At 69.2% G+C, this 25,920-nt stretch carries 28 protein-coding genes and 2 pseudogenes; 15 read left to right on the plus strand and 15 right to left on the minus strand.

The window, feature by feature from the left end; all coding sequences use genetic code 11:
• Positions 1–231: 231 nt before the first annotated feature.
• From trpB to AB0I38_RS03430, 4 genes are all read left to right on the plus strand, one after another.
• Positions 232–1,437 carry a tryptophan synthase subunit beta gene (trpB, locus tag AB0I38_RS03415; RefSeq protein WP_358461173.1) on the plus strand — a complete coding sequence of 402 codons (1,206 nt, stop codon included), beginning with the start codon at positions 232–234 and terminating at the stop codon, positions 1,435–1,437.
• On the plus strand, positions 1,434–2,249 hold the full coding sequence (gene trpA, locus AB0I38_RS03420; RefSeq protein WP_358461176.1) for a tryptophan synthase subunit alpha: 816 nt from the start codon (positions 1,434–1,436) through the stop codon (positions 2,247–2,249). Before trpB ends, trpA begins: the two co-directional genes overlap by 4 nt.
• Positions 2,246–3,001: a GntR family transcriptional regulator gene (locus AB0I38_RS03425; RefSeq protein WP_358461179.1), complete on the plus strand. Its 756-nt coding sequence runs from the start codon at positions 2,246–2,248 to the stop codon at positions 2,999–3,001. The genes trpA and AB0I38_RS03425 overlap by 4 nt, the downstream gene beginning before the upstream one ends.
• A 224-nt stretch (positions 3,002–3,225) precedes the next feature.
• Positions 3,226–3,690, plus strand: a complete 465-nt coding sequence (locus AB0I38_RS03430; protein WP_358461182.1) for a hypothetical protein — start codon at positions 3,226–3,228, stop codon at positions 3,688–3,690.
• 78 nt (positions 3,691–3,768) lie between these two features.
• On the opposite strand, the gene AB0I38_RS03435 is transcribed toward AB0I38_RS03430, so the two are convergent.
• The 4 genes from AB0I38_RS03435 to AB0I38_RS03450 all read right to left on the minus strand — a co-directional run bounded on the left by AB0I38_RS03435 (position 3,769) and on the right by AB0I38_RS03450 (position 6,538).
• Positions 3,769–4,515 carry a hypothetical protein gene (locus AB0I38_RS03435; protein WP_358461185.1) on the minus strand — a complete coding sequence of 249 codons (747 nt, stop codon included), beginning with the start codon at positions 4,513–4,515 and terminating at the stop codon, positions 3,769–3,771.
• Positions 4,516–4,625: 110 nt separating this feature from the next.
• Positions 4,626–4,919, minus strand: a complete 294-nt coding sequence (locus tag AB0I38_RS03440) for a hypothetical protein (protein ID WP_358461188.1) — start codon at positions 4,917–4,919, stop codon at positions 4,626–4,628.
• 222 nt (positions 4,920–5,141) lie between these two features.
• Positions 5,142–6,101, minus strand: coding sequence for a CU044_5270 family protein (locus AB0I38_RS03445; protein ID WP_358461191.1), 960 nt, complete (start codon positions 6,099–6,101; stop codon positions 5,142–5,144).
• Positions 6,098–6,538, minus strand: a complete 441-nt coding sequence (locus tag AB0I38_RS03450) for an RNA polymerase sigma factor (RefSeq protein WP_358461194.1) — start codon at positions 6,536–6,538, stop codon at positions 6,098–6,100. The genes AB0I38_RS03445 and AB0I38_RS03450 overlap by 4 nt, the downstream gene beginning before the upstream one ends.
• Before the next feature lie 204 nt (positions 6,539–6,742).
• Between AB0I38_RS03450 and AB0I38_RS03455 the strand changes: the two genes are divergently transcribed.
• The gene (locus tag AB0I38_RS03455) at positions 6,743–7,087 is read left to right on the plus strand and encodes a tyrosine-type recombinase/integrase (protein WP_358461197.1); all 345 of its coding nucleotides are present in this window, start codon (positions 6,743–6,745) and stop codon (positions 7,085–7,087) included.
• On the opposite strand, the gene AB0I38_RS03460 is transcribed toward AB0I38_RS03455, so the two are convergent.
• The 3 genes from AB0I38_RS03460 to AB0I38_RS03470 form a co-directional block, all read right to left on the minus strand.
• Positions 7,071–7,259 (minus strand): hypothetical protein, encoded by a 189-nt coding sequence (locus tag AB0I38_RS03460; RefSeq protein ID WP_358461200.1) that lies wholly within the window; start codon positions 7,257–7,259, stop codon positions 7,071–7,073. The two genes, AB0I38_RS03455 and AB0I38_RS03460, sit on opposite strands and share 17 nt — an antisense overlap.
• 98 nt (positions 7,260–7,357) lie before the next feature.
• Positions 7,358–7,933 (minus strand): dihydrofolate reductase family protein, encoded by a 576-nt coding sequence (locus AB0I38_RS03465; RefSeq protein WP_436838711.1) that lies wholly within the window; start codon positions 7,931–7,933, stop codon positions 7,358–7,360.
• Between the two features lie 20 nt (positions 7,934–7,953).
• Complete coding sequence (locus AB0I38_RS03470) at positions 7,954–8,760, minus strand: SRPBCC domain-containing protein (protein WP_358461206.1); 807 nt, start codon at positions 8,758–8,760, stop codon at positions 7,954–7,956.
• A gap of 242 nt (positions 8,761–9,002) precedes the next feature.
• On the opposite strand from AB0I38_RS03470, the gene AB0I38_RS03475 reads away from it, so the two are divergent.
• From AB0I38_RS03475 to AB0I38_RS03500, 6 genes and pseudogenes are all read left to right on the plus strand, one after another.
• The gene (locus tag AB0I38_RS03475) at positions 9,003–9,461 is read left to right on the plus strand and encodes a hypothetical protein (protein WP_358461209.1); all 459 of its coding nucleotides are present in this window, start codon (positions 9,003–9,005) and stop codon (positions 9,459–9,461) included.
• Positions 9,462–10,502: 1,041 nt separating this feature from the next.
• The gene (locus tag AB0I38_RS03480) at positions 10,503–10,793 is read left to right on the plus strand and encodes a hypothetical protein (RefSeq protein ID WP_358461212.1); all 291 of its coding nucleotides are present in this window, start codon (positions 10,503–10,505) and stop codon (positions 10,791–10,793) included.
• A 366-nt stretch (positions 10,794–11,159) separates the two neighbouring features.
• A pseudogene (gene istA / locus AB0I38_RS03485) lies at positions 11,160–12,803 on the plus strand (IS21 family transposase).
• A gap of 65 nt (positions 12,804–12,868) precedes the next feature.
• Positions 12,869–13,213, plus strand: coding sequence for an ATP-binding protein (locus tag AB0I38_RS03490; protein WP_358462251.1), 345 nt, complete (start codon positions 12,869–12,871; stop codon positions 13,211–13,213).
• Positions 13,186–13,356: pseudogene (locus AB0I38_RS03495) on the plus strand (ATP-binding protein); the annotation flags it as partial. The gene AB0I38_RS03490 and the pseudogene AB0I38_RS03495, both read left to right, overlap by 28 nt.
• Before the next feature lie 64 nt (positions 13,357–13,420).
• Complete coding sequence (locus AB0I38_RS03500; protein ID WP_358461215.1) at positions 13,421–13,582, plus strand: ATP-binding protein; 162 nt, start codon at positions 13,421–13,423, stop codon at positions 13,580–13,582.
• A gap of 140 nt (positions 13,583–13,722) precedes the next feature.
• Here the strand turns inward: AB0I38_RS03500 and AB0I38_RS03505 are convergent, their stop codons facing one another.
• Positions 13,723–14,337: a hypothetical protein gene (locus AB0I38_RS03505; protein ID WP_358461218.1), complete on the minus strand. Its 615-nt coding sequence runs from the start codon at positions 14,335–14,337 to the stop codon at positions 13,723–13,725.
• 314 nt (positions 14,338–14,651) lie between these two features.
• Here AB0I38_RS03505 and AB0I38_RS03510 point away from each other — a divergent pair, with 314 nt between their 5' ends.
• On the plus strand, positions 14,652–14,981 hold the full coding sequence (locus tag AB0I38_RS03510) for a hypothetical protein (protein ID WP_358461221.1): 330 nt from the start codon (positions 14,652–14,654) through the stop codon (positions 14,979–14,981).
• A 49-nt stretch (positions 14,982–15,030) separates the two neighbouring features.
• Here the strand turns inward: AB0I38_RS03510 and AB0I38_RS03515 are convergent, their stop codons facing one another.
• From AB0I38_RS03515 to AB0I38_RS03530, 4 genes are all read right to left on the minus strand, one after another.
• Positions 15,031–16,830 carry an ABC transporter permease gene (locus AB0I38_RS03515; protein WP_358461224.1) on the minus strand — a complete coding sequence of 600 codons (1,800 nt, stop codon included), beginning with the start codon at positions 16,828–16,830 and terminating at the stop codon, positions 15,031–15,033.
• A gap of 2 nt (positions 16,831–16,832) precedes the next feature.
• Positions 16,833–17,504, minus strand: coding sequence for an ABC transporter ATP-binding protein (locus AB0I38_RS03520; RefSeq protein WP_358461227.1), 672 nt, complete (start codon positions 17,502–17,504; stop codon positions 16,833–16,835).
• A gap of 71 nt (positions 17,505–17,575) precedes the next feature.
• The gene (locus AB0I38_RS03525; protein ID WP_358461230.1) at positions 17,576–18,103 is read right to left on the minus strand and encodes a PadR family transcriptional regulator; all 528 of its coding nucleotides are present in this window, start codon (positions 18,101–18,103) and stop codon (positions 17,576–17,578) included.
• Positions 18,104–18,357: 254 nt separating this feature from the next.
• Positions 18,358–19,404, minus strand: coding sequence for a tyrosine-type recombinase/integrase (locus AB0I38_RS03530; RefSeq protein ID WP_358461233.1), 1,047 nt, complete (start codon positions 19,402–19,404; stop codon positions 18,358–18,360).
• 150 nt (positions 19,405–19,554) lie between these two features.
• Between AB0I38_RS03530 and AB0I38_RS03535 the strand changes: the two genes are divergently transcribed.
• Complete coding sequence (locus AB0I38_RS03535) at positions 19,555–20,724, plus strand: hypothetical protein (protein ID WP_358461236.1); 1,170 nt, start codon at positions 19,555–19,557, stop codon at positions 20,722–20,724.
• A 77-nt stretch (positions 20,725–20,801) separates the two neighbouring features.
• Here the strand turns inward: AB0I38_RS03535 and AB0I38_RS03540 are convergent, their stop codons facing one another.
• From AB0I38_RS03540 to AB0I38_RS03550, 3 genes are all read right to left on the minus strand, one after another.
• On the minus strand, positions 20,802–20,987 hold the full coding sequence (locus tag AB0I38_RS03540; RefSeq protein ID WP_358461239.1) for a hypothetical protein: 186 nt from the start codon (positions 20,985–20,987) through the stop codon (positions 20,802–20,804).
• 21 nt (positions 20,988–21,008) lie between these two features.
• Entirely contained in the window at positions 21,009–21,143 is a 135-nt protein-coding gene (locus AB0I38_RS03545) for a hypothetical protein (protein WP_358461242.1), read from the minus strand.
• Between the two features lie 115 nt (positions 21,144–21,258).
• Positions 21,259–21,963, minus strand: a complete 705-nt coding sequence (locus AB0I38_RS03550; RefSeq protein WP_358461244.1) for a TetR/AcrR family transcriptional regulator — start codon at positions 21,961–21,963, stop codon at positions 21,259–21,261.
• 48 nt (positions 21,964–22,011) lie between these two features.
• Between AB0I38_RS03550 and AB0I38_RS03555 the strand changes: the two genes are divergently transcribed.
• Together AB0I38_RS03555 and AB0I38_RS40355 are read left to right on the plus strand one after the other, a co-directional pair.
• Positions 22,012–23,037, plus strand: a complete 1,026-nt coding sequence (locus tag AB0I38_RS03555) for a hypothetical protein (protein ID WP_358461247.1) — start codon at positions 22,012–22,014, stop codon at positions 23,035–23,037.
• Positions 23,038–23,150: 113 nt separating this feature from the next.
• Positions 23,151–25,820 carry an FAD-dependent oxidoreductase gene (locus AB0I38_RS40355; RefSeq protein WP_436838712.1) on the plus strand — a complete coding sequence of 890 codons (2,670 nt, stop codon included), beginning with the start codon at positions 23,151–23,153 and terminating at the stop codon, positions 25,818–25,820.
• Positions 25,821–25,920 lie beyond the last annotated feature (100 nt).

Raw genomic sequence — 25,920 nt, forward strand, 5'->3', positions numbered from 1 at the left:
TGGCACCGCCCGCCTGCCGCCCTGGCTACTCCGCCTCCCCGATGGCGGCACGCGAACGCACGGCCCGCTGTTCCTATCCGAGCGCACCCCGTCGCCGGACCTGCTGACCAACTCAGTGGCGGCCCTGCCGGAGCCACAGGAGTTCCGGCCATGGTGGCGCGTCCAGGCCGCCCATGCCAGACTCACTGTTATAGAATTCATTGGAGAGTTATAGAACGATCGGAGCATGGCATGCGAGACGTGTCGCCGTGGCGTGACCCAGTCCCGCTGGACGGGACGATGGGCGAGCCCCGAGCGCGGGGCCGATTCGGCGAGTACGGCGGACGGTACGCGCCGGAATCCCTGGTGGAGGCGTGCCGCGAGGTGGACGAGGCGTTCCGGGAGGCCTGGGCGGATCCGGGGTTCCGCGGCGCCCTGGCGCGGCTGCTCGCCGTGCACGCCGGGCGGCCGACCCCGCTCACACCGGCCCGCCGGTTGTCGGAGGCGCTGGGCGTGCAGCTGTACCTCAAGCGCGAGGATCTCACCCACACCGGATCCCACAAGATCAACAACGTGCTGGGCCAGGCCCTGCTGGCCACCCGGATGGGACGGCGCAGGCTGATCGCCGAGACGGGAGCGGGCCAGCACGGGGTGGCCACCGCGACCGCAGCCGCGCTGCTCGGGCTGGAGGCCACGGTGTTCATGGGCGAGCGCGACATCGAGCGGCAGGCGCTGAACGTCTTCCGGATGCGCATGCTGGGCGCCGAGGTGGTCCCGGTGACCACGGGCAGCCGTACCCTCAAGGACGCGACCAGCGAGGCCATGCGGCACTGGGTGGGCGCGACCGGCGACTCCCACTACTGCATCGGCTCGGTCGTCGGGCCGGATCCGTACCCATGGATGGTCAGGGAGTTCCAGCGGATCATCGGCGACGAGGCCCGCGCGCAGTTCGCCGCCGAGTCGCGGAGCGGCGTCCCGGACCACGTGGTCGCGTGCGTCGGCGGCGGCTCCAACGCGGCCGGCACGTTCGCCGGATTCGCCGACACCCAGGCGCGCCTGTTCGGTGTCGAGGCGGAGGGCGGCGCCGGGGCGGCCCGTGGCCGGCTCGGCGTCCTGCACGGCTGCCGCTCGCTGTTCCTGCAGGACGACGACGGGCAGATCACCCAGCCGCACTCCATCGCCGCCGGGCTCGACTACCCGGGAGTCGGCCCGGAGCACGCCCACCTGCGCGACCTGGGCCGGGCCCGCTACGTCACGGTGACCGACGACGAGGCGGTCGACGCGGCGGTGCGACTGGCGCGTACCGAAGGCATCGTCCCGGCGCTCGAATCGGCGCACGCCCTCGCCTGGGTGATCCGCGCGGCGGGCGGCGGCGACCTGCCCGCAGGATCGACGGTGCTGATGACGTTGTCCGGCCGGGGCGACAAGGACGTCTCAACCCTGAAGGAGCTGCTGTGACGAATCCCACCCTGGCCGCGGGCACGGTCGAACGCCACCTGCGGGCACGCCGGGACACCGGCCGCGGCCTGCTCATGCCGTACGTCACCGGGGGGATCACGCCCGGCTGGACGGACTACCTGCGGGCGTTCGCCGCCGCCGGAGCGGACGCGATCGAGGTCGGCCTGCCCTTCTCCGACCCCACGCTGGACGGTGTCACCATCCAGCAGGCCGGCGACACGGCACTGGCCCGGGGGGCGAGCACCCGCCGGATCCTCGCCGACCTGTCCGGCATGCCGGACCTGGGCGTGCCGCTGGTCGCCAGCACCTACTACAACCTGGTGCTGCACGACGGCCCCGAGGCGTTCTGCGCCGCGCTGCGCCGGGCCGGCGTCGGCGGCCTGATCGTGCCCGACCTGCCGGTGCACGAGGCGGACGAGCTGACGGACGCGTCCGCCGCCGCCGGGATCGAGCTGGTCCTGCTGGCGTCGCCGGCGACGCCGCAGCCGCGGCTGGCGGAGATCTCGTGCCGCAGCCGCGGATTCGTCTACGCGGTGTCGCTGATGGGCACCACCGGTGAGCGGGCCACCCTCGCCGCTTCGGCGGCGGAGCTCACCGAGCGGATCAGGCGCGTCACCGACCGGCCGGTCTTGCTAGGATTTGGCATTTCCACCCCGGACCAGGCACGCGAAGCCCGCCGGCACGCCGACGGCGTGGTGGTCGGCGCCGCGGTCATGCGGCGGGTGCTCGACGGGGCCGGGCCGGACGACCTGCGGGCCTTCCTCGCGACCCTGCGGCAAGCCCTCGACCAGGAGTGTGACCGACCACGATGACCCCCGACGCCGGGCACGAGGCGAGATACCGCGCCATCGCCGCCGACCTCGCCGCGAAGATCCGGTCGGGACACTATGCCCCTGGTGAGGCCCTGCCGCCGCAACGGGAGCTGAGCGCCTCCTACGGGGTGACCCTCATGACGCTGCGCCAGGCGTTGCGGGAGCTCAGCGACGAGAGGCTGATCGTGCAGCAGCCCGGCAGGGGCACGTTCGTCGCGCCGCCCCACCTGGCGTACCAGCTCGACGCGCTCCGCAGCCTGGTCGACGACCTGCGCAAACAGGGCCACAACGTGCGCACCGCGGTGGCCGGGCGGGCGGTGCGCCGGGCCCCCGACCGGATCGCTACGGAGTTGCGGCTGCGTCCCGGTGACACCGCCCTGCGGCTGGAGCGGGTCCGCGAGTTCGCGGGACGTCCCGCCGTACACCAGGTGTCCTGGGTCCGCCGGCCGGTGGCCGACCAGATCCGCGACCGCGACTTCACCGCCGTCTCCCTTTACACGGCCCTCGCCGACGCGGGAGTGACGGTCGCCCGGGCCTCCGAGGTGGTCCGGCCCGGTTTGCTCGACCCCGCCGCCGCCCGCCACCTCCACGAGCCGCAGGGCAGCCCGGTGCTGATCAGCACCCGGATCACCTACGCGCTCGACGCCACGCCCGTGGTGTCCGACCATGCCACCATCCTCGGCAGCATGATGGAGATCCACACCGAACGCGCCGCCACCGGCCTCTCTCTCACCTGGGGCGCCACCAGCTGAGAACCTGAGTGCGGTCCATCCCGCCGTGGCGACCTCGCCGAAGATCGCCGACGGACCCTGGCGCCGGCGCTCCGCGCCCTCTCCAGCAGGTGGGCCGAATCGCACGCCGGCCTGGTCATCTGGGGGTTGTCAAGCGAACCTGCCGGTCAGCCTGGTCGAAGGTCGTCAAGCCACGTAAGGCATTAGGCTGACCATGATCGCCTGCGACAACGAAGGAGCCGCCGATGACGACCGACCCAACGATGACCCGGATAGGCCAGGGGGTGGAGTTGCATCACCACCAAGGTCAGCGTGAGGCCGCTCGCGAGTTGTTCGCGCAGATCTGGGATGACATCGGCGGTGAGCAAGGCGACCCGCTGCATGTTTGCGTCCTTGCCCACTCGATGGCCGATGTGCAGGACGACGTGCACGAGGAGCTGATGTGGGATCTGCGAGCGCTTGCCGCCGTCGGCCTGATCACTGATGAGCGGGTGGCCCAGGCTGGGGTGCCGCTTTCGGTGGCCGGCTTGTATCCGTCGTTGCACCTGAACTTGAGTGAGTGCTATCGCAAGCTGGGTGATCTCGACCGCGCCCGTGAGCAACTCCAGCAGGCGCGGGCCAAGATCGGCGCTCTTGGCGACGACGAGTATGGACAGCTCATCAAGGATGGCCTGGAGCGGGTGGCCGAACAGTTGGGTGAGACCGTCTGACTGCGAGTCCAGGCAAGTAGGTTCGACGCCGTCGGGTGCGTCATGGACACAGGCTGCGCGGGGCTCACGGGTCTGCCTTCAGCGGGCTTTCAGCTCGGCGGCTACGGCCCGTTCGCGCAGCTCGGCGGACTCGGCGCGGGAGGCGTCGAGCTGCGCGCGAACATCCTCCAGCCGCGCCCGCTCCAGCCGCAGATCCCCCTGCAGCCGATCTCGCTCCCCCGCGACGACGTCGGCGCGTGCCCGCTCCTGCGCCATTCCCTCCTCGGCCCGTCGCTCGGCCAGGTCGGCGCGTCGGCCGGCCTCCTCAACGCTCTGCAGGGCCTGCCGCTCGGTGCTGGCCGCCTCCCACAACGCGGCCAGTGCCTGCTCGCGGGCCCGCTCGGCATCCCGCAGCGCGGTGTCACGCTCACCCTCCGCCTCCTCGACCCGCAGCCGCATCGCCCCGGCCTCCCGGCGAGCGTGCTCGGCCGCCTCCCGCGCCAGCCGTACCTGCTCGAACGCCTGCTCCCGCTCAGTGCGCGCGATGGCGACGCGCGTGTGCGCCTCCGCCTGCACGGCGCTCAACCGAGCCTCGACCCCGGCCGGGCTCAGCTCCTCGGCCAGCGCCCGGGCCAACGGCTCGATCGCCGAGGCCAGCCCGCTCTCCATCCGGTCGTACAACTGCTCGGCCCGGGCCAAAGCCCCCTCCAGGCCGGGAGTCGCCCGCCGCAGCTCGCGCTCCCGCTTGGCCGCCGCCTGGCAGTCCCCCTCCGGACAGTACGACTTGGGCCGCCCTCTCCCCTGCCGCTGCTCGATCGGCGCACCACAGTGCTTGCACGGCGTCACCGTGCCTTCTCTTTTGATCGGTCGAGTCCAGTCATCGTTGACCTGTGGTTCGCCAGGTGTATCCGAGGTGGTCACTGGTCTGGCTCTCATGTGAAGTGGCGGCGTCCGTCTCATGGATCACGGCGCAGGCGCTCGCGCCAGGGATGTGTGGTGTGCTCGGTCTCCAGCGCTTCGTCCAGCCAGCGCCGCTGGCCGTCGCTCAGCAGTGGAAGGACCGCCTCGAAATCGGCCTGGTCCTTCGGCCGCGTGCCCTTGGCCTTGTAGAGCAGTTGCACCTCGATCTCGTGCGCCTGCATCGCGTACCCACCGGCCACCCACCACGGCGCGGCCAGCCCGCGCATCAGCGCGACGACCTCGCCGAGCGGCGCGGCTTCCCACGGCCCCCACGGTGTCTCGATCCTCACAACAGCACCGTAACCATTTTCTGATTTTCTAGAAATAGGAAATTAGAAATTAAGATCTGTTGCGTTGGCGGAGATCCGGCCAGCTTGCAGGTGATGGCGCGGATGGACTTCGCTCGACCCGCCAGGTGACGACTCAGAGGCGGCGCCGGCTGCCCGGCTGCTGGATCATGGCAGCGAGGCAAGCGGCCGACGCGGCCCGCCTGTCATCCGGTGGACGCGGCCTCAGACACAGCCTCTCCGCTTCACGGACTTGGACCAGGCCGGGAGTACGTCAGTGATCTGCGTACGGGTGATGGACCAGAGTTCACGCCCTTGCCCCGGCACGAGTTCCTGGCCGCCCAGGAGGACGTAGGAGGTCTTGTCGAAGATGAGGGATTCGCGGGAGATGTCGCCCCCGGGGCCTCGGTTGTCCGCCCGGGTCACGGCGATGCCCGATTTGCCAGTGGCGTCCTTGAGCTGTTCCGTCTCGATGCCCGGCAGGGTCGCGGCGATCTTGAAGATGGCTGCCTGCTGCTTGGGCGGGACCGGGCTGCCGAGGATGTTGAGGACACCGTTCCAGGTCTGGGTCACTGTGTCCTTGTTGGGGACCATTTCGTTACCGCGTTCGGCCAGCTTGTGCCGGAGCTGCTCCTGGTCGGTCGGCCACTCTCGGAGGTCGGCGTAGGCGGGGCGCCCCGCACCACGTTCACGGCACCGGATCAGGAGTTCCTTGTACTCGTGGTCTTGTGGCCTGGATTTCGACGGCTTGTGCCAGAGGAGTCCTGGGCGGGAGCCGTCGACGGACTGCCAGACCTCGCCCGTGATGTGGCGCGGACCGACGTTGGGAACCCCGTTTTCGCTGCGCGTCTCCGCGATCCGCTCGTAGTGGAGGTACTGGTCGTCGCGGGGTTGCGGCCACGGGGTGGCGGTCGCGGCGTCGGCCGCCAGCCTCAGGACCTCGGCGGCGTTCGCGGGCGCGGAAGGGGTGAACGTCTGAACGGCGATCGCTCCTGCGGTCATCGCCGCGACCAGGCCGCCTGCCAGCACCAGACGCCGCAGACCGGCCGGCCGGGTCCAGGGCCGCCGCTTCGTGCGGGCTTCCGCCAGGAGGGCGGAACGGGCGGGGGCGAGGCGGTCCGCCGTGGGGTGCGGCTTGTCGGCGAACAGGTCGCGCAGGTCGGTCAGTTCGGTCCGTTCGTTCATGGGGTCTGCTCCGTCGTGGGGTCGGTGCTGCCGAGGGCGTTGCGGACGATGGCCCGCGCACGGTTGAGGCGGGAACGGACTGTTCCGATCGGGACGGACAGGGCGTTGGCGACCTCCTCGTAGGTGAGGTCGGCCCAGGCCACGAGTAAGAGGACGTCGCGGTCGCGGGCCTTCAGCGAGGCGAGCGCCTGGGCGAGAGGGCGGCGTACGGCATGCGCGCTCGCCCGCTCAAGAGCTTGTTCCGCGGCGTCGTCAGCGTCGGGAAGCACGCCCACTTTCGAGTACGCCTTATAGCGGTGTATCTCGGCGCGCTGATGCCGGCGGATGAAGTTGGTCGCGAAGCCGTACAACCAGGGGAGGGCCTCCGGGCGGGCGGTGTCGTAGTCGCGGCGCTGCCTGAACGCGGCGAGGAACGTCTCGGAGACGGCGGGCCACATAACGGTGGATGTGTCCTGCGTGCCTGTCGAACAGCAAGGCGAAATCCTCGGGATCTCGCCACGACCGTTCGATCAGGTCGGCGTCAGACAGGGTCGTACTGAGCGGCATGTGGTCGGGCCTTTTCAAGGAAGTGGTGTCGCCCGTCTTTCACACGAGTGAGGAAACGAGTTCACGGGACGCTGCCTACCGCCCGGAAGGCTCGGGTGAAGGCCAAGAGAGCGCGCGCGCCAAGATTCACCGCTGCGCGGCCAGGCGCGGGAGGACTCCGTGCTGAAGACTTCCGAGATCATCGGCCGAGACTCGGCGCACCTACCGATCCCGGGCGCGTATGTTCCTGTCCTGGTCGGCCGACCAGGCCGCCACCTATTCCGCCCACGGCGCATGTCCTGCGCCACACGCTCGCCACCACGCTGGTCCGCGGCAAGACCGACCTGGTCCTGGTCGCCGAGATCCTTGGCCACGCCCGCCTGGAGACCACCCGCCGGTACAGCTTGCCGTCCGATAAGGACAAGGAAGACGCTCTCAAACTGATCACGGTTGATCGCTGACCACATGCCTGCCTGCAGAAACGGGCGTCAAGATCGACTCATGGCCGGTTTCACCCGTATCTCGCCGCTCCTTCTCCGTGGCCCGCCTCGCCGTGCTGATCAGCCGGGTGGCCATCAGGCCCTGGAAGAGGTACAGGGCCTCGTCGATGGCCTTCGCCTCCAGGCGCCGCATCACCGCAGTGCGCTTCAGCGTGGGGGTCTCGTTCAGTGCCCGTTTCTCAACCTGCCGGAGTCGGCCACCTCGTCGGCTGAGTGCGCTGATCGGCCGGCTCAGCGGACTCGGTCGTAGACCATGGCGATCTCGCCCAGCTCGCCGGTCTCCTGGTGTGTGAGCGTCCACTTCGAAGCCGGCAGGCCGTCGTCGAACAGTCGCTGCCCACCCCCGGCGATCTCGGGGAAGATCATGAGGTACAGCCGGTCGAGCAGGTCTGCCGAGAGGAGCGCCTTGATGATGCTCGCGCTGCTGTTGACGAGGATGTCGCCCTCACCGGTGGCCTTGAGTTCGGCGACGACGTCCGCGGCGGGGGCGTTCACCACGCGGGTGCGTTCCCACGGCGCTTCGGTCAAGGTGGTCGAGAAGACCACCTTTTCCGTGTCGACCAGCCACTTCGCGTATCCGCGATCACGCGGATCGGCGTTGTCGTCTTCGGCGACCGACGGCCAGTACCCCATGAATCCCTCGGCATTGAGCCGGCCGAGCAGCGCCGTCGTCGCGCCCTCCCAGATGCGGGTCATGTGGTCTCGCGCGACCTCGGTGGTCACATACGGGGCGAACGCACCGAAATCGCTGGGCCCGCCGGGACCGTTGTAACGCCCGTCGAGGGTGAGGCTCAGGTTCGCGGTCACCCTGCGGCCGGTCGAGTTGGTCATTTCGTGCTCCTTGTATCGGTGTCGTGCCCGGTGTCGTCGGTGCTGTCGGTGCTGTCGGAATCCGCGGCGAGGGTCACCGCGAGCTTGTCGAGGCTCTGGCCGAAGCCGATCTCGATGCCTGCGATGAAGTCCGCGGAGTCGATCGTGCTGTCGGTGATCCGGAAGTGGACGTCGAGGTCTGTGCCGGTGTCGGTGGGCCGGAGGCCGAGGTCGAGGTGGGCGGTGAAGGCGAGGCCGCCGTCGGGAAGCAGCGGGGAGAGTTGGTAGGCGAGGCGCTCACCGGGGCGTACGCCGTCGACGACTCCCTGCGCGCGCCCGGCGACCAGGTCGGAGCCGTCGGCGTCCTCGGCATCGCGGTACTCGTGGACGATCCGCCCACCCGGTCGCGCCTCGAAGACGAGCTCGGAGACGCGCAGGTCGTCCGGCGTCCACCAGCGGGCGAGCAGGGAGGTCTCGGTCAGGTGGCGCCAGACCAGCTCGGGAGGTCCCGTCAGCGACCGGAGGAATCTGAACGAGCGGCCGTCGGCCCACCCCGGCTCCTTCGCGGCGAGTCGCTCCGCGTGGAGGCTGAGCCCGTAGCGGTCGTAGGTCTCGCGCGAGCCACCGGCCTGGTCTGCGGTGTCGGCGAGCCGGCTAAGCGCAGCCGCCAGGTCCCGCAGGGGAGCGGGCCGGAGTGCGTAGATGCGGCGCTGGCCGGTGCGCTGGGAGGCGACGACGCCGGCGCGCTCAAGGGCTTGCAGGTGCTTGGCGGGCGGCGTCGGCTCGGCCAGGCCGGGTCCGGTCGAAAGGTCTCCCACCGTCACAGAACGACGACCCTCAGGCCGCGACGATCAGCAGGCCCCCGCAGATCATCTGCAGCTCCTCCTGGAGCTTCCGCCTGTTTTCGCGCCACCTGCGCCGGCCTCTCCCAGCCGTTCGACTGCTCACGCTGCGGGTTCGAAGGCAAGCTCCTGGGCGGGCGACTCTGTGAACGCTGCACCCTCAGCGACCGGCTCACCTCAGTGCTGGACGACGGAACCGGCCGCATCCGCCCGGAGCTGAGGCCTTGTTCGACCTGCTCATGGCCAGCGGCGTCCTGCTCGCCGTCGACAAGTACATCTGCTCCTTCCAGCGCTGGCTTCCTGGTCACCTGGCCAGCGTCGGCAACCCCGAGCACGTCAAGACGATCCGGCTGTTCGTGACCTGGCGCGTCCTTCCTGCCCTTCGGGCCCGCGCTGAACGCAGCAACATCACGCCGGGCGTTCTCCGCAACACGGCTGAGCAGGTCACATACGCGACCACGTTCCTCACCTGGCTTGACAAACGCGACCGCACGCTCGACTCCTGCCGTCAGAGCGACATCGACGCCTGGTATGCCCAGAACGCGGAACATGCCCGCCAACGGCTCCGGGCCTTTCTCACCTGGGCCATGCGGAGCCGTCAGTGCTCACGATCACTGTCGCTGCCCGCGATGAAGATCTCCCGCCGAGCCCCTTGTTCCGCGCCACGTTGCATGAGGACGTAGTGGGGTTGTCGGTCGTTGATGGTGTTGATCAGTGACCGAGGCCTGGGTTGAACGTGTCCGGTTTCGTGTGCGACGCCAGCGTGAGCATGAGCTCCGGTCTGCGTGCTTGGTCCTTGACGACTGATCTGGGTCGGTGACTTTGGCATGCCCCCGCACCGTCTTCATCAATGCACACGATGTGACCAATCGATTACTGGTATGCAGGGAATGTGCGGCTGACTGCTGGAGGGTGGCTTTGAACGACCCTTCCGGCCCCAAGGGAACGAATCTTTTGGTCTTCACAGGCTCGGCGCTACGTCATCAGTGGGGGATGCACTGCCGCGGCGCCTTTGATGAGTGCGCTCGCTCCGTAACGCCTTCTTCGACCCCTGGGCGAGGTGGGAGGACAAGCTGGCCTCGGACGACACCGTCAAGGCGCAGCTCGGCGCCGCCCGCCGCGACGACGACTTCGACACCGCCTGCATCTACGCCGGCCAGGCGGTGGGCTCGTGCGCGAACGGCGCACGGCCGCAGCGTGGTGGCCGAATTCACCGGCGCGGAGAGGCTGCTGCGCCGCTTCGCCCCCGCGAGTGTCTGCGCGGGCCCGCTCCGCTTCATGCTCTCTTGCTGCCAAATTTCCGGAATGTCAGGTGCGCCAGGCGACGATGGGACACATTGATCACCATGCCTGCCTCCTTAGTACCCTTTGAGAGGGTCGCACTGGTGATCTGTATGGTCGCGGCCCTTTCGGGGTGCTCCGCGTCCGGCGGTGGCTCTGTCGCCGCCTCGGCGAAGCCTCTGTCGGCCATGCCGCTGTGCCGTGCCCCTGAGGGGGCCGCGTTCGACCAGTACGGGACGTCCAGGCCGGGAGACGACGCGATCGAAGGAGTCCGCGTGGATCAGCTGCCCGGCGGCCTGACGCGTGGACAGACCGTGCGCACGGGTAGCGCCGATGCGGCGAGCGGCCCGAGACTGACCATGTCGGGTCCTCCCTTGTCGTTGTGGACGCACCGTTACCGGTGGCGGGGTCCTTCCCGCTCGCGTAGCTATCTGGAAGTCGAAGTGAGCTGCGGGGACGCCGCCCGCGACCTCCGCACGATCAGCGCGCTGCGCGCGCCCAGCCCCGCCAGCTCCTCGGCCTACGCCTTCAACTGTTGGTCCGGGATCGCGACCGCGACCGACGAATCACGGCGGTTCGTCAGGGGCAAACCCGCGGTGGCGTGGAGCATGAGCTCGTTCTGCCATGCCGTGATGTGGCTGGAACGGCCGGGCGCGGTGATCAAAGTCGAGGTGAGCGAAGACCTGCGGGCCGAGCTGAGCGGCGTGGTCGACGGCATCCGGCTGATGGGCTGACACCTTCAGCGCGAGCAAGCCGCTGGGGCCAATTCTGACGAACACCCGCCCACCCGATTCCTCGGGTAGGGCCAGAGATGTCGTGGCGGATTCCAGCGATCTTCGCAACACGCGATCATTTAGCTGTTGCGACGAGCTTAGCGAACAGCTCGGCGGGCGCTTGCCAACCGAGGGTCTTGCGCGGGCGGTTGTTGAGTTCGGCAGCGACAAGGGCGAGGTCTGGCTCTGTAGGTGAATCCGGGAGCCGGATGTCGGTCAGTGGCTCTGTGGCGCTCGGTGGGGCTGGAGTCGTGTTAGCGAATTCCAGAGCCACCTGAGGGTTCGCGATGCGAGTATCGAAGCGTTACTCCGTGTGAGGAGACGCTGGTGACACACCCCCAGTCCAAGGTGGAGGTATTCGCGGCGATTCGCCGGGATTCTCGTGCAGGGCTGTCGGATCGGCAGATCGCGATCAAGTATCGAGTCAGCCGGAACACGGTGCTGAGGCTTTGCGTCAGCCGTGGCCGGAGCCGAGGAAGAAGATGGCGCCGCGGGCGAGCCGGCTGGATGAGTTCAAGCCGTTGATCGACGAGATGCTGCGGGCCGATCTGGATGCGCCGCGCAAGCAGCGGCACACAGCCAAGCGGATCTTCGCTCGTCTGGTAGACGAGCACCAGGCCGCCGAGGTCTCGTATCAGATGGTCCGCGCCTACGTCGCTCGCCGACGAGGCGAGATCCGGGTCGAGGCAGGACGGGGTCCGCCGGAGGCGTTCGTCCCGCAGTCGCATCTGCCGGGAGTCGAGGCGGAGGTCGACTTCGGTGACGTGACGGTTCGGATCGCAGGTGAGCAGGTGAAATGCTTCCTGTTCTCGTTCCGGATGTCGTATTCGGGCAAGGCGGTCCATCAGGTGCTCGCCACCGGAGGCCAGGAGGCGTTCTTCGAGGGACACGTCCACGCCTTCAGGGTGCTGGGCGGGATCCCGACGGGCAAGGTCCTACGACAATCTGAAGGCCGCGGTCTCCAAAGTGCTGGGATTCACCCGCGCCCGCACCGAGTCCGACCGCTGGACGGTTTTCCGCTCGCACTACGGGCTGGAGGCCTTCTACTGCCAGCCCGGAATCAAAGGCGCGCATGAGAAAGGCGGGGTCGAGGGCAACATCGGCTGGTTTCGCCGTAACCATCTGGTCCCGGTTCCCGAGGTTGCTTCGCTGAACGAGCTGAACGAGATGATCGAGCGCTGGGACCTGGAGGACGAGGGGCGGCGGATCGGGGCGCAGGCCAGGACGGTCGGCGAGTACTTCGCGATCGAGCAGCCGCTGCTGCGGCCGATTCCGCTGGAGGCGTTCGAGACCGGCCTGCTGTTGTCGGTCCGGGTTGATCGCTACAGCCAGATCACGGTCCGCACGAACCGATATTCGGTTCCGGCTCGGCTCATCGGCCGGCAGCTACGGGTAATGCTGCACGCCTCGGAACTGATCGTCTATGACGGGCAGCAGATCGTCGCACGGCATGAGCGGCTGTTCGCCAAGGCGGGCTGCCGTCTGGAGCTGGATCACTACCTGGAGGTCTTGATCCGCAAACCTGGCGCGCTCCCGGGCGCGACCGCGCTGGAACAGGCCAAAGCCGCAGGCAAGTTCACCCCGGTTCATGACGCGTGGTGGGCTGCGGCCTGCAAGGCCCACGGTGACCGCGACGGAACGCGCACGCTGATCGAGGTCCTGCTGCTGGCCCGCCACCTGTCGACCGAGCACCTGGTCACCGGCCTGGCTGCGGCTCTGCGGGCCGGAGCTCTCACTGCCGATGCGGTCGCGCTGGAGGCGCGCAAAGCGGCTGAGGAAGACCAGGAGCCATCTCCTCCAACCGCCGCCGAAGACGCCAGCACCGACGCGACGGTCACGTTCCTGACCGAACGGCGCCTGGCCCAGCTTCCCCGCGACACCAGACCGCCGCCCTCGGTGGCGGTCTATGACCAGCTGCTCAAACGCGCTCGACCGGCCGGCGAGCGTCCTGTCCAGGGAGGAACCCCATGACCACGCCTCACCACCGGGGCATGACCGAGCAAGCCGCCCAGGCCTCGATCGATCAGGCCTGTCGGATGCTCCGCCTGCCCAGCATTCGCGCCCAGTTTCCCGACCTGGCCGAGGCAGCCGCCCGCGATCAGATGTCCTACCGGGGTTTCCTCGCCGAGCTTCTCATGGCCGAATGCGACGACCGCGCTCGCCGTCGCTCCGAACGTCGTATCAAGGCCGCTCAGTTCCCTCGCGACAAGTCTCTGCGCGCCTTCGACTTCGATGCCAACCCCAAACGTCGACCCCGCCACCATCCACACCCTCGCTACCTGCGAATGGGGTCAAGAAGGGGCAGCCCCTCTGCCTCATCGGTGACTCCGGAACCGGCAAATCGCACCTGCTCATCGCCCTCGGAACAGAGGCCGCCATGAAGGGCTACCGGGTCCGCTACACCCTCGCCACGAAGCTGGTGAACGAGCTCGTCGAGGCCGCCGAGGAGAAGGTGCTGGCCAAGACCGTTGCCCGCTACGGGCGCGTGGACCTGCTCTGCATCGACGAACTCGGATACATGGAACTCGACCGGCACGGCGCCGAACTCCTCTTCCAGGTGCTCACCGAACGCGAGGAGAAGAACGGCGATGGCCACGCTGTTCTTCTCTGGCTGGACCCGCACCTTCACCGACCCACGTCTCTGCGCCGCGATCGTCGACCGCCTTACCTTCGCCGGCAACATCCTCGAGACCGGCACCGACTCCTACCACCTGGCCCAGACCCGAGCCAGAGCCGAACGAGCCGGCTGACCCAGCTGACTCAGCGTCATCCAGAGCCACGGGCCCAGCTGAGATGCGACCAATAACGCCCATAAGTTGAATCCTGAAGGTGCTCATCTGGGCGGAGAGCGAGCTGCTCAGCTCTGACAGGCGGCACAGACCTCGATCAGTCAGCCACCACGGCGGTCGTCGACGGTCATGACTAGGCCAGGCCATCCATCCGCAAAGCGGCGCAGGTCGTCGGCAAGTGGGGGCAGGTGCACGCCGGGCAGAAAGTGCACAGTCGTCCCTGTGGCACCGTCGCTGGCGATGGGCTCCAGGCCGGTGACGGGGACGCCGTGCTCGTACCGCTGGGTCCAGGACCCATTCAGGCGGCGGTTGGTGTGGATGAGCCACTCGCTGAGCGCGGCGACGACGGACATGCCGCGGCGCGGATGCCCGTCGGGAAGAGTCTCCGCGCCGGGGTCGTCGAAAAAACGCAGGTCCTTGGACGCCATGACGGGCTTCTTCACCGGCCGCCTCTGCTCATCGAGACGAGTGTCAGTGCCTCGCCCTTCGTCGGCCACGGACACCGAGCCGTCGGGGTGAAGGGTGACGGTGCAGCGTCCGGCGCCCGTGCTCGCCGCCTCGTCGGCCGGGTAGGCGAGGACTTCAAGAATCAGGTGCCGGACACCGCCGGGGGCGAACTCGGCCGGGTTCCCTCGGATGTCGGCGAGGTGGCCGAGGTCGACGTCGGTCGCCCAGTCATGGGTGGTGTTACGCCAGGAGGATCGGGATGTGCTCACCACAGCACCCTAGTCACGGCTCAGAAGGGTTAGTGAGCCTGCTGGGTGACTAGCAGGTCCAGCCGAGCCGTGCCCTGTCGGCTGGGGCATGGCTCTCCTTCTCACCGACACTCCAGGCCCAGTTGATCATCAAGTGGCTCTCAAGCTGACTGACATCTGGCTCTCGGATCCACCTTCATAGCCATCCCACTGCGGCCCAGCCCTCCGACCCGCCTTCCTCGCAGGCCGCACCGGTCCTGCCGGCCCCCGCTCCTGAACCCTCCAGCGCCCGCTCCGCTCGATCCCGGCGGCGAGAAAGTGACGACGACTCTCCCATGATGGACAAGCTCCAGGGCTACTTCGGCTTGTCGAAGACCCCGTTCGGGCGGGGCCTGGCCCCCGCCATGCTGCACCGCCATGCCGCCCACTCCGAAGCCATCGCCCGCATCGCCTGGTGCGTCGCCGAGCGAGCGTTGGGTGTGGTCACCGGCGAAGTGGGAGTCGGCAAGACCGCCGCCACCCGGGCCGCGATCTTCGGACTCGACCCTGCCCGGCACATTGCCATCTACCTCGGCAACCCCGACGTCGAAGTCCGCGGCATCCACACCGCCATCGTCACCGCCCTCGCACCACGGCCCTCGGCATCGAGAACTTGCGATAGTTGAATGGGTGACTCCACCAGTACCGAGGCCGTGTCCATCACCGTGCGCCTTGCTAGAGGGTCTCGGTTACGGGCCGGCGGGCGCCGAGGCGGGCGGGAACGGCGGTCAGCACCGCCACCACGAGCACAGTGGCGAGCACCAGGGCGAGTAGTTGCCAGGGCGCGGGGAGCGTGGCCCTGCCGCTGTCACCGCCGGTGATCGTGTTGATGGCGGCGAACAGCGCGAATCCTCCTGGGAAGACGCCCAGGACAGCGCCGGCGAGCGCGGGCAGCACCTGCGCGGCTGCCATTGCCGTGCTCACTTCACCAGGGCTTGCGCCGAGGGCGCGGGTCAGGGCCGACGAATGCCGGTTGTCGAGCACCGTCGCCCAGGTGATGACGATGGCGTTGATCGCCGCCAGGGAGAGCAGGAGGACCGTCCAGGCGAGGAGCACGCGGCGCAGCACCTCCACTTGGGCATCGCCGTAGCCGCCGGCGAGTGGTTGGTCGGAGAGGAAGGCGTTGAGCACCAGGAGGACGTAGATCCCGCTGACTGTGATCGCGATACTGATCACACCCAGCACGACCCGGCGCGGGCGGCGGGCGGCAACCCGGAAGGCGAGGAGCAGTGGGATGGGCAGCCGAGCCGAGAGCGCGATCAGCCAGCCGATGCGGCGGGGTGGGCGTGGCGAGTCGGCCAGCGCGGCGATCGTGCTGACGCGGGCAGCTCGTACGGTTGGGACGATTGTCGCGACCACCGCGACTCCCAGCGCCACGGCCATCACCAGACCGATTGTGGACATGGTCATGGGCGGTGGGCCTGCGGCGCCGACGAGGCCGGCGCTTGGCTCGGTGAGCAACGGAGCGGTCAGCGTTCCGACCGTCAACCCGGCCGCGGTGGCTCCGATGGCCACGAGAACGTACTCCGCGAGCAGGACGGCGGCGACGAGGCCTGGAGTTCCGCCGACGGCCTTGAGGAGCCCGACGCGTCTGTGCTGGTCGGCCATCCGGCCGCCGACCAGCACAGAGAGACTGGCCACGGCGAGCAGCCCGAGCAGCCAGGCGCCGATCATCAGCAGGATCTGGGAGTCCTTGGCCAGCTCGGTGGCGTCTTCGAGGATGTTCTCCCAGGACTGCAGGTGTGTGCTGCTGTTCTGGTTGGCGTTGACGAACGTCTGGGCCTGGTCCGGGTCGGCCAGTTTCAGGTTCGTCACGTAGGTCAGGTTGCTCGGATCGAGGCTTCGCACATCTGTCTGGGTGAGCCAGACCAGTCCGGGGTTCTGCAAGAGCCCTTCAGGCGTGTCGGCCGACATTGGCCCATTTATGCATCCCTGGGCGACAAGACAGGATCCACTGGGATAGGGCGCCATGGCGGCGGAGACCGCTACGCCGACGACCTCGAACGGTCGGCCGTTCAGGTTGACCGGATCGCCGACGCGCACCTCGAGCGCGTTGGCGAAGGCGGCCTCGACCACGACGCCGCCGTCGCGTACCCAGCTTCCCTGTGTCAGCTTGGGCTGGTCGACCGACGCGGCCGCGGCCTCGCGCCCGACGGCCTGTATGTCTGAGGTTCGACCCGATGCCTGGAACTTGGCCGCGGTGACTGGGTAGGGCCCGCTGTGGTCGGCGACGCCGGCCAGTTTCTCCAGGTCGGACAGGGGCGTGGGCTGGCCGGCGCTGGCGACCACATCGGGTCCGTTGGTCGCCTCCCGGGTGCTCTGGTAGGGGTCGCCGGCCGCGTCGCGCAGGACGAGCCCGAGCGTCAACGTCGTGGTGGCGGCCATGACGGCGAGCAACAGCAGCACGGTCTCGGTACGGCGGCGCCGGAGGTCACGAAGGGCGAGGCGGCACACAAGCAGGAGATGGCCGATCACCTTCAGTCCTCCAGTCCGATCAAGGCGCCGAGCTTGCCGGTGGTGCCGCCCGTCAATCTGGTCTCGTCCACTAAGGCGCCGTCGCGCATCGAGAACATCCGGTCTGCGGTTGCCGCGATCCGCGGGTCGTGGGTGACGATGGCCAGCGTCTGGCCGGACTCGTGCAGGTCCTCGAAGAGCTGAAGGACGTCCAGAGTGGCGGCGCTGTCGAGATTTCCGGTCGGTTCGTCGGCCAGCACGACCTTCGGCTCGTTGCTCAGCGCACGGGCGACCGCGACCCGCTGCCGCTGGCCGCCGGAGAGCGCGGAGGGCAGGAACCGCGCCCGGCCGGCCAGCCCGACCTGTTCCAGCAGCTCCTCCGCACGCCGTCTGGCGGCACGCGGTGAGCGCCCGGCCAGCAGCGCCGACAGTTCGACGTTCTCCACGGCGGTGAGCTCCTCCATCAGGTGAAATGACTGGAAGACGAAGCTGACGTCAGTCCGTCGCATCCGGGCCAGGGCCTTCTCGCTGATGTCGTCGATGCGGCGGCCGTTCAGCGACACCTCTCCGGCCGAGGGCCGGTCCAGGCCCCCGAGCAGGTGTAACAGCGTGGACTTCCCGCAGCCGCTGGGGCCCATGATCGCCACCGTCTCTCCCGCGCCGATCTCGAGATCGACGCTGTCGACGGCGCGCACCAACCCCTCACCCTTGCCGTACTCCTTTCGCAATCCGCGAGCTCGAAGCACGGGCGTATCTGCAGAACTGCTCACGATCCACTCCTCCGGCAGGTCCAGTTCTTCTCACATGCCTCAAGCCAGCGCAGGTCCGCCTGTAGTCGAAGCACGATTCCCTCCAGCAACAGCGCCGCGTCCGAGCGGTCCGGCTCGGCCATGGCGGCGCGCTGGGCGTCACGCAGCCGGCGCAGCAGCTCGCGGCGCTGGGTGTCGACGATGGTGAGCGGGTCGGCAAGCCCTGCCGACGCCGCTGCGATCAATTTGAGATGGAACTCAGCGAGGTCGGGTTTCGGCCAACTCACCTCGGCGATCCACTCGGCGACTCGCTGTTGGCCGCTGGGGGTGAGCGTGTACACCTTTCGATCTGACCGGTCGGCGTCATCGGCGGACCTCTCGACTGCCAACAGGCCGGCCTTTTCCAGCCTGGTCAGCGTGACATAGACATGGCCGGCGTTCATCGCGTCACCGAGCGGACCGAGCGCGTCGCGCAGCCTCGCGCGCAGTTGGTAGCCGTGCGAAGGCTCCTTCGCCAGCATCGCCAGCAGCACTTCCTGCTGCATTGGTCACCTCCTCTAACCGTTAGCCACTATAGCTAACGGTTAGCCTCGGTGGGCGGCTGCAGCCTTGAACAGTGCAGTGACCGTGATCGGGCGGTTGCGGAACCGACGGACAGCCGTCATCGATGAGAACGATCTCGCTGGGGTGTCCCCCAGGGCACAAATGGGATGCGGGTGGGATGGTCGCTGGTCAGCGTCCCGCGAGTACCGCGTAGGCGTACGCGTTTGATGAGGTTCTGCGCGGCTGCCGTTCTGCGTCAGAGCCCCACATTCCGCATGGCGTTATCTCGCCAGCGGTCCACGGCCCGGATGTACCGCAAGACCACGGGTGAGGCGGGGGCCCAGCGGCCATGTTTGGCGATGACGGCGACGGGGACGCCGGCGGCGTAGGCGACGGTGGCGCCGCCGGCGCGCAGGCTGTGCGCGGTGACGGTGTGCGCGTACGGCACGCGGGCACGCACGGCGAGGTCGCGGACGATGACGTTGACCGCGTCGGCGCCGAGCGAGGGGCCGACGCTGCCATACCGGTTGATGCGGCGCAGCAGCCTTCCGGTGGTGTGTCCGGCCTGGTCGAGGACGTGCAGCCAGTCGCGCCAAGCGGTGACGGGGTCAGTGAGGGGGTGGCTGCCGCGGGGGATGGCGATGGTCTCGCCGGCGGAGTCCTTGTCGGTCTTGGAGGTGCGAATGCTCACCTCGAGCCCGTCGGCGACCTCGCGCACGTCGTCCCTGGTGAGGGCGACGAGTTCGCTACGGCGGCCCATCAGGGCCAGGCCGAGCACGAGCAGCAGCCGGTCGCGCCGCCCGATCGGCGTGTCCAGGTCGCAGGCAGAGACCATGGCGCGCAGCGCGTCGATGGTGATGGGCGGGGCTTCGCGCTGGCCGCGGCCGCCGTCCTCGGCCCGGCGGCGTTTATAAGCGCGCAGCGCGAGCCGGGCCGCCTCGGTGACCGGCTGGCCGGCATGCCCGGACAGGCGGTGCATGGTGCGCACGGCGGCGATGGCCTGCTCGATGCTGGCCGGCGCCTGGCCGGCATCGCACAGCTGTGAGGTGTATTCGGCCAGCGTGTGCCCGGTCGCCGGCAGGGCGACACGGCCGTGTCCGGCGCACCAGGCGGTGAAGGCGGCCCACTGGCGGGCGTAGGCGCGACGGGTGTTGGCCGGCACGCCGTCGGCGATCCGGGTGCGGGTCTGCTCGCTGAGGGCATAGTCGGCGGCGGTGTGCGCGCCGCCGTTGTCTGGAACCGGGAAAATCGGCGGTCGCTCCCCCGCCGTGGGGGCCGGCAGCGCCGGTTCAAGGTCACTCACGCCTGTCTCCCGTCCACTTCCACACCGTCTCGGCACCGCGATCCTGACCCGCGATAAGGAAGGTTATCACGGGTCAGGATTCAGCTGATGACCGTTTGCGAACGCACGGAAAATATGCGTTCGAACGCTTAGAACGCTAAGCTACGGACTGTGGCAGACGATCAGGAAACTGTGGCGGCCAGCATTCCGGCCGAGACCGGTCAAACAGGCGATGACGGGATGGACCGTCAGGAAGCGGAACCGATGTGCGCCGGCCCCGGCTGCGCCAAAGCCCTGCCCGGACGCAGTAGCCGCGCCAAGTACTGCAGCGACGCCTGCCGCGCCGCGGCCTACCGGGCGCGTACCACCGCGCACGCTGCTCCCGTGGCCAACGCGCTGCTGCGCACTCAGGGTCTCCTTGCGCCGCTGCTGGCCGCTGGAGAGCAATGGCAGGCCGCCCAGGAAGCCCTGCGCACCCAGCTCGCCGAGGTGAGTACCGGCGCACTGGCCCAAGTGGAGGCCGCCGAACAGGCCGCCGAGGAAGCGCGCGCCGCCGCCGCGGCGGCTGAGCAACGCGCCACGACCGCGGCCAACACCGCCACCACCCGGATCGCCGCCGCCGAACAGGCCCGTACCCAGGCCGAAACCGCTCGCGACCGTGCCGAGGAGCGCGAGCAGGACGCCTGGCGACAGGTCGGCGAACACCAGACCGCCCGCACCCAAGCCGAGCGGCTCGCCGCCGACCGGCAGCGCCAGGCCGAGCACAACCGGGACGCCGCCCAGCAGCGAACCGCCGAGCTCACCGAGCTGCAGACCGCAACGACTGCCCGCATCGCCGAACTGGAACAGCAGGTCGACGACCGCCAGCGCGAGCTCACCGACCTCCATCGCCAATTGCGGGAACAGGAAGCCCGGACCCGGAAAGCCGAGCAAGAGCGCGACCAGGCCCGTGGCACCGCCGCGGCGCACTCCCAGGAAACCGAACGGCTTCGCCGGTCGTTTGCCGCCGAACAACAGCGGCGCGAGCAGGCTGTCACCGCCGCCGCCGTAGCCGAGCAGGCCCGCACTGCAGCCGACCAGGCCGCGATCACCGCTGCCGCCGAGGCTGAACGGTTGCGCAAAGAGCTCACCGAACTCAATAGCGTGCTGAAGACTGCTCAGCAGCAACGCGAAGAGGCCAACACTGCCGCCGCGGTAGCGCAGGCTCTATTGCGCGAGCAGCAGGGCGCTGAGCCTGGCGGCTCTGCTGACGCGGCCGACGACAGGAGGTCTCCCGATCGCCGGAGTCTCGAACCGGTAAACCATGACGATCCCTCGCCCGAGAGCGACGACGACCCTTGAGTTCAGCGGGGACGTCGGCGTTGGATGGGGTCGGCTTCAGCGGTGACGCGGGCGGAGGTCTCTTCGCCGAGGCGGACCTAGCGGCCGAGGCTGGCCAGGTGCTGGTGGCGGCTCTTGGCCTGCAGTTCGGGCGCGAAGCGGCCGGCTTGTGCCAGATGCTGGAGTGCGCTGTGGCGGAGCTGGTGCAGCGTCCAGCTCTGCCGGTGCGGGCCGAGCTTGGCCGAGGCGGTCTTGAACAGGTACTCGGCGCGCGGGTAGGACAACCGCCCCCGCCCTGTGGCCGGTCAATGTCGGCACTCCAGGGGCCGGGCCGGGTTGGTGGCCAGCAGCTCTTGGCGCTGAGCCCAGGTGGTGAAGGAACACAGGGCGGACAGGTGCCGGTTCCAGGTGGCAGCGGCCGCGCTCTTCCAGCGATCCATCACCGCGGCGTAGTGCTCGGGGGCCAGGGCGGCGACGGGATGGGCCGGGGCTTCCTGCGCGCCAGCGACGATTCAGCGGCAGATGTTGGGGCGCCGTTTCCTCGAGGCAGGGAGTTCACTGAGGCCGGCGGCGGAGCGCTCGTTGCTCGGCGGCGTCGAGCGCGGGTATGAGGGGTGCGAGCGTGGCGCGAAGGAGGTCCGGTAGCGAGCCAGACGGCACGACGAGCCCACTGATGGTGGAGGACGAGGCAGTCGTTTGCAGCCACTGCTCGATCGCCACGCGAACTGCGGCGGCCACGCTCGCCGCGAGCACCCGTGCCGTGTGCGGGTCGCCATCGCCGAGACGTTCGGCGATCGCGTCGGTGAGGGGATGTTCGATCGCGGTAGTGGTTTCGACGAATGCGTCGCGCAGCGCGGGGCGGGTGATGATCAGCAGCAACGCGTCCCGGCCGGATTCGTCCGGGGCGGTGTACTGATCCACGATCGCCTCGATGACGGTGTCGGCGAGGCCGGCACCGGCGGGCCGGTCGGACACCGCCGCCGCGATCCGCGCTTCCCGTTCGCCGGTGACGGCGGCGACGATCGCCTGTTCCCGGCTGGAGAAGTAGTTGTTGTACGTCCTCGGTGAGACGCCGGCGGCCTCGGCGATGTCGTCGACGCGCACGTTGTCCGGTCCGCGCTCAAGAGCCAGCCGCAGGGCCGCCGCGCGCAAGGCCTCTCGGGTGGCCTGCTTCTTCTGCTCGCGCAACCCCGTCCGTCTCGTCGTCACCGTCCCAGCATCCCAGTTTTGATACGTGTACGCAAATTTGCGTGCGCGCATTTTTTTTCTTAGCCTGGGCGTCCTCATCCCACAGGAAGGATCAATGCAATGAGGGCCAAGGGCATCAGCTACGACACCGGTTTCGTCCGCAATGGTGGGTTCTCCCGGGAGCGCTTCGACCCGGACGTGGTCAAGCGTGAGCTGGAGATCATCCGAAACGACCTGCACTGCACCGCGGTCCGCGTCATCGGCGGTGATCCCGGGCGGCTGGAGCTGGCCGCGACGTACGCCGCCGACCTCGGCCTGGAGGTCTGGTTCTCGCCCTACCCCCTCGAACTGACCGCCGAGGAGACGCTGTCGCTGTTCACCGACTGCGCCGAGCGGGCGGAGCGACTCCGGCAGCGGGGCGCCGAGGTCGTGTTCGTCGCCGGCGCCGAGCTGAGCCTGATGAACAAGGGATTCCTGCCAGGAGACACCCAGGAGGACAGGCTCGGACTGCTGCTGAACCAGCGGGATCGCCTGGCCGAGCGGGTCGGCGAGCTCAGCGCACGGGTCAACGACTTCCTCGCCGGCGCCGTCGCCCTCGTTCGCGAGCGATTCGGCGGCCGGATCACCTACGCCGCCATCCCGCTCGAGCGCGTCGACTGGGCGCCCTTCGACATCGTGGGCGTGGACCTCTACCGGTCGGCCGAGGTCGCCGACCAATTCGCCGAGGGCGTCCGTACGCTCGTGGCGCTGGGAAAGCCGGTCGCGATCACCGAGTTCGGCACCGCCGCCTACCGCGGCGCGGGCGACAGGGGCGGCCGCGTTCTGGAGATTCTCGAATTCGATCAGGAGACCGGCGCGCCGGTCCGGTTGAACAGCGAGTGCGTCCGCGACGAGGCCGGCCAGGCCACCTACCTGCGCGAGCTGCTGGAGATCTACGACGCCGCGGGCGTCGACAGCACCTTCGTCTTCCTCTTCGCGCTCGACAACTTCCCGCACCGCCCCGACGGCGACCCCCGTGACGACCTCGACCTGGCCAGCCCCGGCATCGTCAAAGTCCTCGAGAACCGCAGCGGAGACACCTACCCCGACATGCCCTGGGAACCCAAGGCCGCCTTCACCGCCCTCGCCGACTACTACCGCGGCTGACCACGTCGCAAAGACCGCACTCCCCAGCGAGCCGCACCGGCCACCGCCCGCCGGCCGGGCGCTTCAGCGCTTCATCCGCCCTGCCCCTTTTGCGGGCAAACAAAGGAGTACACATGATCACAGATGTCGTCATCGCCGGCGGCGGTCCGAACGGGCTGATGCTGGCCTGCGAACTGAGCCTGGCAGGGGTCCGGCCGGTCGTGCTGGAGCGGCTGCCGGAGCCGAGCGAGGAACCGAAGGCGAACGGATTGCTCGGCCAGGTCGTGAAAATGCTCGACCGCCGAGGGCTGTGTGAACGTCTCAGTGGTAGCCCAGGGCCAGGGCCGCCGCAGCCGAACTCCGCGTACTTCATGTTCGGCGCGATGGGCCTCGACCTGAGCCTGCTGGAGGACAGCCCCATCTATGCCCTGCCGGTGCCGCAGCGACGCATCGTGCAGGTTCTGCAGGAGCGCGCCATCGAACTGGGCGTGGAGATCCGGCGGGGACATGAGGTCGTCGGCCTGTCGCAGGACGACGACGCGGTCACCATCGACGTCGCGAGTCCGGGCGGGGCGTACCACCTGCGGGCTCGGCACCTTATCGGCGCGGATGGAGCCCACAGCACCACGCGCAAGCTCTCCGGCATCGGATTCCCCGGCATCACCTACGACCGGATGACCGTGCGCTCAGCGCATGCGACGGTCCCGGCGGACTGGGTCGAGCCCGCGACCGGTGCCCTGAACGTGCCCGGCTACGGCGCTGTTCCCCCGTTCATGCCCCATCGCACCGAGCACGGAGGGTTCTCCTACGCGCCGATGCCTGGCCACCCGCCGCTGGTCAGCACCACAGAGTGGGACCAGCCCACGACGGACGCTCCGATGAGCCTCGACGAGTTGCGGGCGAGCATCCGCCGCGTGCTCGGCGTCGACGTGCCGCTTGGTCCGCCCGACGGCCAAGGACCGCACGCGCTGCGCCGGCTGACCGGCGGTAACACCCGGGTCGCCGAACGGTTCGCCGACGGCCGGGTGTTCCTGATCGGTGACGCCGCCCACGTGTACGCCGCCACGGGAGGCGGTCCAGGGCTCAACCTCGGCCTGCAGGACGCGGTCAATCTCGGCTGGAAACTCGCCGCCGAGATCCGGGGAAGCGCCCCGTCCGGACTGCTGAACAGTTACGAGAGGGAGCGGCGATCGGCCGCCCAGCGCATGGTGCTGAACGCGCAGGCACAGGCGGCCCTGATCGCCCCCGGCAGCGATGTCACCGGACTGCGCGAGGTGTTCACCGAACTGCTCCGCGACCCGAGCACCGTGCAGCGCCTGGCCGAACTCACCGCGGGCGCCGACGTCCGCTACGACATGGGCGGACGCGAGGCGCACCCGCTGGTTGGCCGGTTCGCCCCGGACATGGAACTGCACACCCCCGACGGGGCCGGTCCGGCTGGCCGAGCTGACCAGAACCGCACGTCCCCTGCTGCTCGACCTGACCGAAGGAGCATCGCTAGCGGAGACACTTGCCGTGCGCCACGACCAGGTCGATATCGTCGCGGCGCGTTCCCAGACCCCCGCGCCCACCGCCCTGCTCCTTCGACCGGACTGCTATGTGGCCTGGGCATCCGCATCACCCCGACCAGATCCCACATCTTCGCCGTCCACCGCCTACGCGGCACTCGCGGCCCGCTGACACCAACTACTCCGTGCGGCTTCCGACAACTCCCGGTGCGCATGGTGTCCACTCCCCTTACTCTCCGGAACGCACGCCGTGGGATGAGGGTAGGCTCACTACGTTCCCAGGGGATTGACAACCCGCGACCGCGTCGCCACCGACGACGCCCGCCGCTTCGACCCCTTCCCGCTGCTGCGCGCCCTCCCGAGCAGGCCGTCAGACGCGCGGCCGGGCCAAGGGCCTGCGCCGCACACATCACTCCAGCAGGGAGAGGCACCGAACACGTGAAGGACACCGAGATCCCGCGGGCGGTGGCCGCGGCCGTCGACACGGCCGCCGAGTACGGTCTGGGCGCCGACGACGCCGCTGTGCTGCACAACTCGAACCGGATCGCCGTCCGGCTGCGGCCCAGCGGCATGCTCGCCCGGGTCGCGCCCCTCGCGCACCGCCTCGACTTCGAGGTCGAGATCGCCCGGCGCCTCGCCGGGACCGGCAGCCCGGTGGCGGGTCTCGATCCGAGGGCCGAACCCCGCGTCCATGTCCGCGATGGCTTCGCCGTCACCCTCTGGACCTACTACGAGCCCACCGCCGCACCCGAGAACCACCCACCCGCCGCCTACGCCGACGCCCTGGCCCGGCTGCACGCCGGCCTGCGCCGCATCAACTTCGCCGCACCGCACTTCACCGACCGCGTCGCCGACGCCCTCCGGGTGGTCGAGGACCCCGCCGTCAGCCCGGACCTCGGCGCCGCGGAACGCGCCCTGCTGACCGACACCCTCCACGGAATCAGCCGCGCGATCCTGGACCGCGGCACGCGGCAACAGCTCCTGCACGGCGAACCGCACCCCGGCAACCTGCTCGCCACCGCGGACGGACCGCTCTTCATCGACCTGGAGACCGCCTGCCGCGGACCCGTCGAGTTCGACCTCGCGCATGCTCCGGAGGACGTCGCCGCGCATTACCCAGGCGCCGACTCCGGGCTGCTCGCCGACTGCCGGATCCTCAGCCTCGCCCTCGCGGTCTCCTGGCGTTGGGACCGCGACGACCAACTCCCCGACGGGCGCAGAAGGGGCCGGGAGTGGCTCGCCCAGATGCAGGCCGACCTCGACCGCCGGGAGCACGCCGCCGGTGGCGGCCACTGAGCGGCGCCCCCGCCGAACTGGCCACACTGCGCTGTCTGGTCGACGACGGCGTCTCGGTCACCGAGGCCGCCCGCACCCTCAAGATCGGCCGCTCCACTGC

Source organism: Nonomuraea cavernae (assembly GCF_040655715.1).
Lineage (GTDB): Bacteria > Actinomycetota > Actinomycetes > Streptosporangiales > Streptosporangiaceae > Nonomuraea > Nonomuraea cavernae_A.